Here is an 8691-nt window from a genome sequence, read left to right on the forward strand (position 1 = left end):
GGCCCGTGCTACCGGTGCCGGCTGCGCAATCGGCAGCCGTCATGCGGCCGCGCCGAGGCCGCCGCCTACTCCGGGCGGGAGTCGGCGGCGACCTTTGCGGCCAGGTGCGAGGGCAGCGGCTCGTGGCGCAGGTAGCCGCGGGTGAACGACCCGGTCCCGTGCGAGACCGAACGCAGGTCGATCGAGTACCGGGTGATCTCCAGCTCAGGCACCTCGGCGCGGATCAGCGTCCGCCCCACGCCCACGGGCTCGCTGCCGATGACCCGCCCGCGCCTGCCCGACAGGTCGGACATGACCGCCCCGACGTAGTCGTCGGGTACCAGGATGGACACCTCGTCCACCGGCTCGAGCAGCATCGGCGTCGCCTTCTCCGCCGCGTCCCGCAAGGCGGCCCGGCCGGCCTTCTGGAACGCCATGTCGGAGGAGTCCACCGAGTGCGCCTTCCCGTCGAACAGCGTCACCCGGACGCCGGTCATCGGGTAGCCGGCCAGCACGCCCTGCTCGAGCTGCGCCCGGACGCCCTTCTCCACCGAGGGAATGTACTGCCGTGGGACGACGCCGCCCACTACCTTGTCGACGAACTCGAAGCCGGCGCCGTTCGGCAGCGGCTCCACCTCGATCTGGCAGATCCCGAACTCGCCGTGCCCGCCGGTCTGCTTGACGTTCCGGCCGAGCCCGCGCGCCGACGTCGCGACCGTCTCGCGCAGCGGCACCCGCAGCGACACGGTGTCGACCGAGACCCCGTACCGGGACGAGAGCCGGTCGAGCAGCACGTCGGCGTGCGCCTCGCCCATGCACCACAGCACGAGCTGGTGGGTCTCGGGGTTGTTCTCGAGCCGCATCGTCGGGTCCTCGGCGATGAGCCTGGACAGTGCGGCCGACAGCTTGTCGTCGTCGGTCTTGGACTTGGCGACGATCGCGACGGGCAGCAGCGGGTCAGGCATCGACCACGGCTCCATGATCAGCGGCTGTTCCTTCGACGACAGCGTGTCGCCGGTCTCCGCGGTGCCCAGCTTCGCGACGGCGCAGATGTTCCCCGCGGGGCACGCCGTCAGCGGCCGCTGCTGCTTGCCAAGCGGCGAGGTCAGCGCGCCGATCCGCTCGTCGTCATCGTGGTCCGGGTGCCCGCGCTCCGCGCGCCCGTGCCCGGAGACGTGCACGGTCATGTCCGGCCGCAGCGTGCCGGAAAACACGCGCACCAGCGAGATCCGGCCGACGTAGGGGTCGGACGTCGTCTTCACGACCTCGGCGAGCAGCGGCCCCTCGGGGTCGCAGGACAGCCCGGAGACCGGCTTGCCCTCCGGCGTCGTCACCGGGGGCAGCGGATGCTCCAGCGGAGAGGGGAACGCCTGGGTGACGATCTCGAGCAGTTCGTCCATGCCGATACCGAGCGGCGAGGCGACGGCGAGCACCGGGTAGAAGCTGCCCTGGCACACCGCCTTCTCCAGGTCCTGGATCAGCACCGACGTCTCGATCGTCTCGCCGCCGAGGTACCGGTCCATCAGGGACTCGTCTTCGCTCTCGGTGATGATGCCCTCGATCAGTGAGTCCCGCTCCGCCGCCATCCGGTCCGCGTCCTCGCCCTCAGGCGACCCGGTGGCCCGCGACCCTGACGAGTAGTCGTACAGCGTCTCCGACAGCAGCCCGATCAGCCCGGTGACCCCGCCGCCCCCGGACGGGCCCCCGCCCACCGGCAGGTACAGCGGCGCGACACCCTCGCCGAACGCCGCGCGGCACGCCTCGAGCGCCGCCGCGTAGTCCGCGCGCTGGTGATCGATCTTGGTGATGACGACCGCGCGCGGCATGCCGACCGCGGCGCACTCCTCCCACAGCATCCGCGTGACCCCGTCCACGCCGTCGGTCGCCGCGACGACGAACAGCGCGGAGTCCGCGGCCCGCAGCCCCGCTCGCAGGTCACCGGTGAAGTCGGCGTAGCCAGGGGTGTCGAGCAGGCTGACCGTGACGCCCTCGTACGTGAACGGCGCCAGCGTCAGGTTCACCGACCGCTGCTGGCGGATCTCCACCTCGTCGAAGTCACTGACCGTGCCGCCGTCCTCGATCCGGCCCGGTCGCTGAATGGTTCCCGTGTGCGAAAGCAGGGCCTCGACCAGCGTCGTCTTCCCGCTTCCCGAGTGGCCGACCAGCACGACGTTGCGTATGCTTCCTGGCTGGCCGGCCGCCGGTACCCTGCCGCCGGCGGAGCCGGCTGCACCCGTTGTCTCCGTCACTCCCGTCGCCTCCTTGCGCTCGATGAGCTGCCGTCCTCACAGCGTGAACCCGACGGCCGCGTTACCACAAGACCCCTGGCGAGAATCCGCCAGGTAGCGAGCAGGTGACCGGGGGATCCGCCGCACTTCCCCCCGGTAGGACTCCCAGTAAGATCATCACGGTCATGCTGAACTTTCTGCGCCCCTTCTTTGCCCGCCTGTTCAACCCGATAGGACAGGCGCTGGCCCGCACGCCGATCACGCCGAACATGATCACTGTCGCGGGCACTGTCGGCGTGTGCGCGAGCACGCTCGCGCTGTTCCCGATCGGCTGGCTGTTCCCCGGCGCTGCGATCGCCACGTTCTTCGTCTTCCTCGACATGCTCGACGGCCAGCTGGCGCGGATGAAGGGCAGCTCGGGCCCGTACGGCGCGTTCCTCGACTCGACCATGGACAGGTTCGCCGACGCGGCGGTGTTCGGCGGCATCACGATCTGGTTCATCCGCAATCCCGCCGACCACGTGCTCGCCGTGGTAAGCCTGTTCTGCCTGGCCTGCGGGATGTGCATCTCGTACGTCAAGGCCCGCGCCCAGTCGCTGGGCCTGAACGCCGACGTCGGCCTGATCGAGCGGCCGGAGCGGATCCTGATCAGCCTGACGAGCATCGGCCTGTCCGGGCTCGGCGTGCCGTACGTGCTGCCGATCGGGATGTGGGCGCTCGCGGCGGGCAGCGCGATCACGCTGACGCAGCGGATGGTCGCGGTGCACAAGGACGCGAAGAGCCAGGACGCGAAGAGCAAGGACGCGACGAGCAAGGACGCGACGAGCAAGAAAGAAGGCTGAGCGGGTGAAGCTGCGGGAGCGGGTGATCAGCGCCGGGTTCGGCGCGGGCTGGACGCTGGTGTGCCGGCTGCCCGAGCCCTGGGTGCGCCCCCTGTTCAGGTTCGGGGCGGACATCGCCTGGCGGAGGCAGGGTCACGGCGTGCAGGTTCTCGAGGGGAACCTCGTCAGGGTCCTCAGAACGGAAGCAGCCGCCTCTGGTCCCGCCGATATCGACGGCAAGGAGTTGCGCACCCTGTCCCGCGCGGTGCTCCGCTCCTACGCGCGCTATTACCTCGAGACGTTCCGCCTGCAGGTGATACCCGACGAGCGGATCGTGGACGAGATGCACGTCAACCAGCAGAACCTCGACCTGACCCTGGAGCATCTCAAGAACGGCCGCGGCGTCATCTACGCGCTGCCGCACATGGGCGACTTCGAGCAGGCGGGCCGCTGGGTGATCCTGGTCGGCGCCGGCTCGTTCACCACCGTGGCCGAACGGCTCAAGCCCGACTCGGTCTTCGAGCGCTGGCTGAAGTTCCGTGAGGGCCTCGGCATGGAGGTGCTGCCGACGACCGGCGGCCCGCACCCGTTCGGGGTGATGGCGCAGCGGCTGCGCGCTGGCAAGCTGGTGTGCATCGTGGCCGACAGGGACCTGTCCGACACCGGCGTGGAAGTCGACTTCTTCGGCGAGAAGGCACTGCTGCCGGCCGGCCCGGCGGCGCTGGCCGTGCAGACCGGGGCGGCACTGATGCCCGTGTCGTGCTGGTTCGAGGGTGACACCGGCTGGGGCGCGCATATAGGCGACGAGATCCCCGTGCCGGCCGGCGGCGACCGCAAGCAGAAGGTCGCCGTGATGACCCAGCAGATGGCGACGGCCTTCGAGCACGGCATCACGGAGCACCTGGAAGACTGGCACATGCTGCAGAAGCTGTTCGTCGCCGACCTCGACCCCGAGCGCCTCGCCAAGAGCCGCGCCCGCAACGGCAACGGCAACACCCGCAACGGCAACGGCAACACCCGCGACGGTGACGGCGAGAGACTGGTGGACCCGTGAGAATCGGGATCGCCTGCCCGTACTCCTGGGCCGTGCCCGGGGGAGTGCAGCAGCACATCAGGGACCTGGCCGAGACGCTGATCGGGCTCGGCCACGAGGTGTCGGTGATCACCCCGGCCGACGACGACCAGCCGCTGCCGGACTACGTCGTCCCGGCGGGCCGGGCGGTACCGGTGCCGTACAACGGGTCGGTGGCCCGGCTGGCGTTCGGGCCGCTGTCCGTGGGCCGGGTCCGCCGCTGGCTCAAGGAGGGCGACTTCGACGTGCTGCACGTGCACGAGCCGACCGTGCCGTCGCTGCCGCTGCTGGCCTGCTGGGTGGCCGCGGGCCCGATCGTGGCGACCGTGCACACCGCGATGCGGCGCTCGCGCGTGCTGCTGGCGACCCAGCCGGTGATGCGCAGCGCGCTGGAGAAGATCGACGGCCGGATCGCGGTCTCCGAGGCGGCGCGCACGACGCTGGTCGAGCATCTCGGCGGCGACGCCGTGCTCATCCCCAACGGCGTGGCGACAAAGCGGTACCGGCACGCGGTCCCGCTGGACGGCTGGCCGGGACCCGGCGGCGCGATCGGCTTCCTCGGCCGGATGGAGGAGCCGCGCAAGGGGCTGGCCGTGCTGCTGAAGGCCTTCGAGATCCTGGCGGCGGAGCGGCCCGGCCTGCGGCTGCTCGTCGCCGGCCCAGGCGACGCCGCCGCGCAGCTGCACAAGCTGCCAGAGCCGCTGCGCGAGCGGGCCGTCTTCCTCGGCGAGGTCGACGAGGAGGAGAAGGTGCGGGTGCTGCACTCCGTCGACGTGTTCTGCTCGCCGAACACCGGCGGCGAGTCCTTCGGCATCGTTACCGCGGAGGCGATGGCGGCCGGGGTGCCGGTCGTCGCCAGCGATATCGAGGCCTTCCGCCAGGTGCTGAGGAACGGCAAGGCGGGCGAGCTCTTCGCCAACGGCGACCCCGCCGACCTGGCGCGCGCGGCGGAGCGGCTGCTCGACGACCCGGCGCGGCGCGGCGACCTCGCGGTGGCCGCGCTCGCCGCGGTCGCCGAGTACGACTGGGACGTCGTCGCCAGGGAGGTGCTGAGCGTCTACGAGACCGTGGTGCTCGGCCGCGCCACGGTGGGAGTTGCCCAATGATGTGGACGTACCTCGTCCTCGTCGTCCTCGCCATGGTGCTGTGGGGCTTCTACATCTCGTGGCGGGCCAGCAGGCTGGACCGGCTGCACAACCGGCTGGAGGCGGCCCGCACCGCGCTGGACCTGGCGATGGTGCGGCGCAGCTCCGCGGCCTACGAGCTGGCCTCCTCTGGACTGCTCGACCCGGCGACCAGCCTGCTGCTCGCCGACGCGGTGCGCCGCGCCAGGGAGGTCGGCCAGGCCGAGCGCGACCTCGCGGAAAGCGACCTGACGCAGGCCCTGCGCGCCGTCTTCGGCCAGCCGGGCTTCCGCAAGGAGCTCGAGGACATGGACGGCGGCCCCGAGCTGATCAGCGAGGTGGAGGCGGCCGCCCAGCAGGTGTTCATCGCCCGCAAGTTCTACAACGACCTGGCCGCCAGGACGATCTACGCCAGGCGGCGGCCGCTGGCCAGGGTCTTCCGGCTGGCGGGCAGCGCCCCGCGTCCCGAGTTCTTCGAGATCGACGACGCGCTGCCCGACGGCGACGGCCCCGGCTGAGCCCGATCCGGCTCCTGGCGGCTCGCATAGGATGGACCCAGGCACGCCCTACCAGGAGGTTTTGACAGTGGCCAGCGAAAACGTCGTTCCCGCGGAGAAAGAGACCGGCACCGCGCGCGTGAAGCGCGGCATGGCGGAGATGCTCAAGGGCGGCGTGATCATGGACGTGGTGACGGCCGAGCAGGCCAAGATCGCCGAGGACGCGGGCGCGGTCGCCGTGATGGCGCTCGAGCGGGTGCCCGCGGACATCCGGGCGCAGGGCGGCGTGGCCCGGATGAGCGACCCGGACATGATCGACGGCATCATCAGCGCGGTGTCGATCCCGGTGATGGCCAAGTGCCGCATCGGGCACTTCGCCGAGGCCCAGGTGCTGCAGGCGATCGGCGTCGACTACATCGACGAGTCCGAGGTGCTGACGCCGGCCGACGAGGCGCACCACGTGGACAAGTGGAAGTTCACCGTGCCGTTCGTGTGCGGCGCGACGAACCTGGGCGAGGCGCTGCGCCGGATCGCCGAGGGCGCGGCGATGATCAGGTCCAAGGGCGAGGCGGGCACGGGCAACGTGGTGGAGGCCACCAGGCACATGCGCCGCATGCGCGACGAGCTCAGGCGGCTCGCCGGCCTGCCCGCCGACGAGCTGTTCACCGCCGCGAAGGAGCTCCAGGCGCCGTACGAGCTGGTGGCCGAGGTGGCGAAGGCGGGCAAGCTGCCCGTCGTGCTGTTCACCGCGGGCGGCCTCGCGACGCCCGCCGACGCCGCGATGATGATGCAGCTCGGCGCCGAGGGTGTGTTCGTCGGATCCGGCATCTTCAAGTCCGGCGACCCGGCCAGGCGCGCCGCCGCGATCGTCAAGGCGACCACGTTCTACGACGACCCCGACGTGATCGCGAAGGTCTCCCGCGGCCTCGGCGAGGCCATGGTCGGCATCAACATCGACACGCTCCCGTCGGACCAGCACTACGCCTCGCGCGGCTGGTAACCCGCAGGCCCCATAGGCTCCAGCTAAAGGTGGTCGATGGCCCATCGACCACCTTCTTTGGGGGTCGGTGGCCCATCGACCCCCTTCGGGGAAGAAGTGCCTCCGCTATCGTGTTCTACTCATTGATCCTCTGAAGCCGGTAGCGGTGACGTATGCCCCGCCGCCGGGCAGTGTGAACTCCAAGGGGGAATCCAGCTTGCCGGTCATTGGTGTACTCGCTCTGCAGGGTGACGTTCGCGAGCATGTCCTGGCGCTCGAAGAGGCCGGCGCGGACGCTAAGCCCGTGCGGCGCCTCGCCGAGATCGAGGCCGTCGACGGGCTGGTGATTCCTGGCGGCGAGTCGACGACGCTGTGGAAGCTAGCCACCGCGTTCGAGCTGATGGACCCGCTGAGCAAGCTCATCGCCGGCGGGCTGCCCGCTTTCGGGTCCTGCGCCGGGATGATCATGCTTGCCGACCGGCTCCAGGATGGCGTGCAAGGCCAGCAGACGTTCGGCGGCATCGACATGACCGTGCGGAGGAACGCGTTCGGGCGGCAGGTCGACTCCTTCGAGCGCGACATCACGCTGCGAGACGACGAGTACGGCGAGCCGTTCCACGCGGTGTTCATCCGCGCCCCGTGGGTCGAGCGGGCCGGGCCCGACGTCGACGTGCTCGCCGAGGACAACGGTAGGATCATCGCCGTCCGGCACGGTGCGCTACTCGCCACCGCGTTCCATCCGGAACTCACCCAGGACCGGCGCATTCACAAGCTTTTTACGCAGATCGTGAAGGGAAGTTCATGAGCGGCCACTCCAAGTGGGCCACCACCAAGCACAAGAAGGCGGTGGTCGACGCCAAGCGCGGCAAGCTGTTCGCCAAGCTGATCAAGAACGTCGAGGTGGCCGCGCGTACCGGCGGCGGTGACCCGGCCGGCAACCCCACGCTTTATGACGCCATCCAGAAGGCGAAGAAGAGCTCGGTGCCGAACGACAACATCGACCGCGCGGTCCGCCGCGGCTCTGGTCAGGAGGCGGGCGGCGCCCAGTACGAGACGATCACCTACGAGGGCTACGGCCCCGGCGGCGTGGCCGTCCTGGTGCAGTGCCTGACCGACAACCGCAACCGCGCCGCCTCCGACGTCCGCGTCGCGTTCACTCGCAACGGCGGCTCGATGGCTGACCCGGGCTCGGTGTCGTACCTGTTCAGCCGCAGGGGCGTGGTGATCGTCAACAAGACCAGGGACCTGGCAGAAGACGACGTGCTCACCGCGGTCCTCGACGCCGGCGCCGAAGAGGTCAACGACCTCGGCGACTCCTTCGAGATCATCTCCGAGCCGACCGACATGGTGGCGGTCCGCACCGCCCTGCAGGACGCCGGCATCGACTACGAGTCGGCCGACGCCGCGTTCCTGCCCAGCGTCGAGATCGACCTCGACGAGGACCAGGCCAAGCGCGTGTTCAAGATGATCGACGCGATCGAGGACTCTGACGACGTGCAGGACGTGTACGCCAATTACAACGTCGCCGACGACGTCATGGAGAAGCTCGAAAGCTGACCGTGCCTGACGTGGTGATCCGGCCGGTCACGCCGGAAGACGACTTCGACGCCCAGGTCGACCTGGGCCAGCGGGCGTTCGGCATCTACTCCCCGGCGCAGAAGGCGAGCTGGCTCTACACCGCCAGGCTCCGGGCGCGGCAGGGCATGTTCCTCGGCGCGTTCGCCGGCCAGCAGGCCGCCGGCGCGGCGTTCTTCCACGACCTGCGCCAGTGGTGGGCCGGCCGCGCTGTGCCCTGCGCGGGCGTGTCCTCCGTCAAGGTCGCTCCCGAGTACCGCGGCCACGGCACCGGCCGCCGCCTCATGACCGGGCTGCTCGCCGCGATCGCGGCGCGCGGGTACCCGCTGGCGGCGCTGTACCCGGCGACCATGCCGATCTACCGGTCGCTCGGCTGGGAGCTGGCCGGCGGCAGGTACCACGCGACGATCCCGGCC

Annotated in this window: 9 protein-coding genes; 8 read left to right on the top strand and 1 reads right to left on the bottom strand. The window is 70.4% G+C overall.

Annotated features, from left to right (window positions below; translation table 11 throughout):
* Positions 1-65: 65 nt before the first annotated feature.
* Positions 66-2228: an elongation factor G-like protein EF-G2 gene (locus tag WA805_RS10415; protein ID WP_425239282.1), complete on the bottom strand. Its 2163-nt coding sequence runs from the start codon at positions 2226-2228 to the stop codon at positions 66-68.
* A 164-nt stretch (positions 2229-2392) separates the two neighbouring features.
* On the opposite strand from WA805_RS10415, the gene pgsA reads away from it, so the two are divergent.
* From pgsA to WA805_RS10455, 8 genes are all read left to right on the top strand, one after another.
* The gene (gene pgsA, locus WA805_RS10420; RefSeq protein ID WP_422282073.1) at positions 2393-3049 is read left to right on the top strand and encodes a phosphatidylinositol phosphate synthase; all 657 of its coding nucleotides are present in this window, start codon (positions 2393-2395) and stop codon (positions 3047-3049) included.
* Between the two features lie 4 nt (positions 3050-3053).
* Positions 3054-4082 (top strand): phosphatidylinositol mannoside acyltransferase, encoded by a 1029-nt coding sequence (locus WA805_RS10425; protein ID WP_422291111.1) that lies wholly within the window; start codon positions 3054-3056, stop codon positions 4080-4082.
* Entirely contained in the window at positions 4079-5206 is a 1128-nt protein-coding gene (locus WA805_RS10430) for a glycosyltransferase family 4 protein (RefSeq protein ID WP_425242240.1), read from the top strand. Before WA805_RS10425 ends, WA805_RS10430 begins: the two co-directional genes overlap by 4 nt.
* Positions 5203-5742 carry a hypothetical protein gene (locus tag WA805_RS10435; protein ID WP_422282067.1) on the top strand — a complete coding sequence of 180 codons (540 nt, stop codon included), beginning with the start codon at positions 5203-5205 and terminating at the stop codon, positions 5740-5742. The genes WA805_RS10430 and WA805_RS10435 overlap by 4 nt, the downstream gene beginning before the upstream one ends.
* Before the next feature lie 67 nt (positions 5743-5809).
* Entirely contained in the window at positions 5810-6721 is a 912-nt protein-coding gene (pdxS, locus tag WA805_RS10440; RefSeq protein WP_422282065.1) for a pyridoxal 5'-phosphate synthase lyase subunit PdxS, read from the top strand.
* 196 nt (positions 6722-6917) lie between these two features.
* The gene (gene pdxT / locus WA805_RS10445) at positions 6918-7505 is read left to right on the top strand and encodes a pyridoxal 5'-phosphate synthase glutaminase subunit PdxT (protein WP_422282063.1); all 588 of its coding nucleotides are present in this window, start codon (positions 6918-6920) and stop codon (positions 7503-7505) included.
* A complete protein-coding gene (locus tag WA805_RS10450) occupies positions 7502-8257 on the top strand; it encodes a YebC/PmpR family DNA-binding transcriptional regulator (RefSeq protein WP_422282061.1) in 756 nt (251 codons plus the stop codon). The genes pdxT and WA805_RS10450 overlap by 4 nt, the downstream gene beginning before the upstream one ends.
* Before the next feature lie 11 nt (positions 8258-8268).
* The coding region (locus WA805_RS10455; RefSeq protein ID WP_425242241.1) for a GNAT family N-acetyltransferase at positions 8269-8691 on the top strand (423 nt) is incomplete at its 3' end.

It is taken from the genome of Trebonia sp. (assembly GCF_049794275.1).
Classification (GTDB): Bacteria; Actinomycetota; Actinomycetes; order Streptosporangiales; family Streptosporangiaceae; genus Trebonia.

Excerpts from the sequence above, each read along its gene's own strand:
- WA805_RS10435 (WP_422282067.1), top strand. The coding sequence starts at position 5,203 with ATGATGTGGACGTACCTCGTCCTCGTCGTCCTCGCCATGGTGCTGTGG.
- WA805_RS10450 (WP_422282061.1), top strand. The coding sequence starts at position 7,502 with ATGAGCGGCCACTCCAAGTGGGCCACCACCAAGCACAAGAAGGCGGTG.
- pgsA (WP_422282073.1), top strand. The coding sequence starts at position 2,393 with ATGCTGAACTTTCTGCGCCCCTTCTTTGCCCGCCTGTTCAACCCGATA.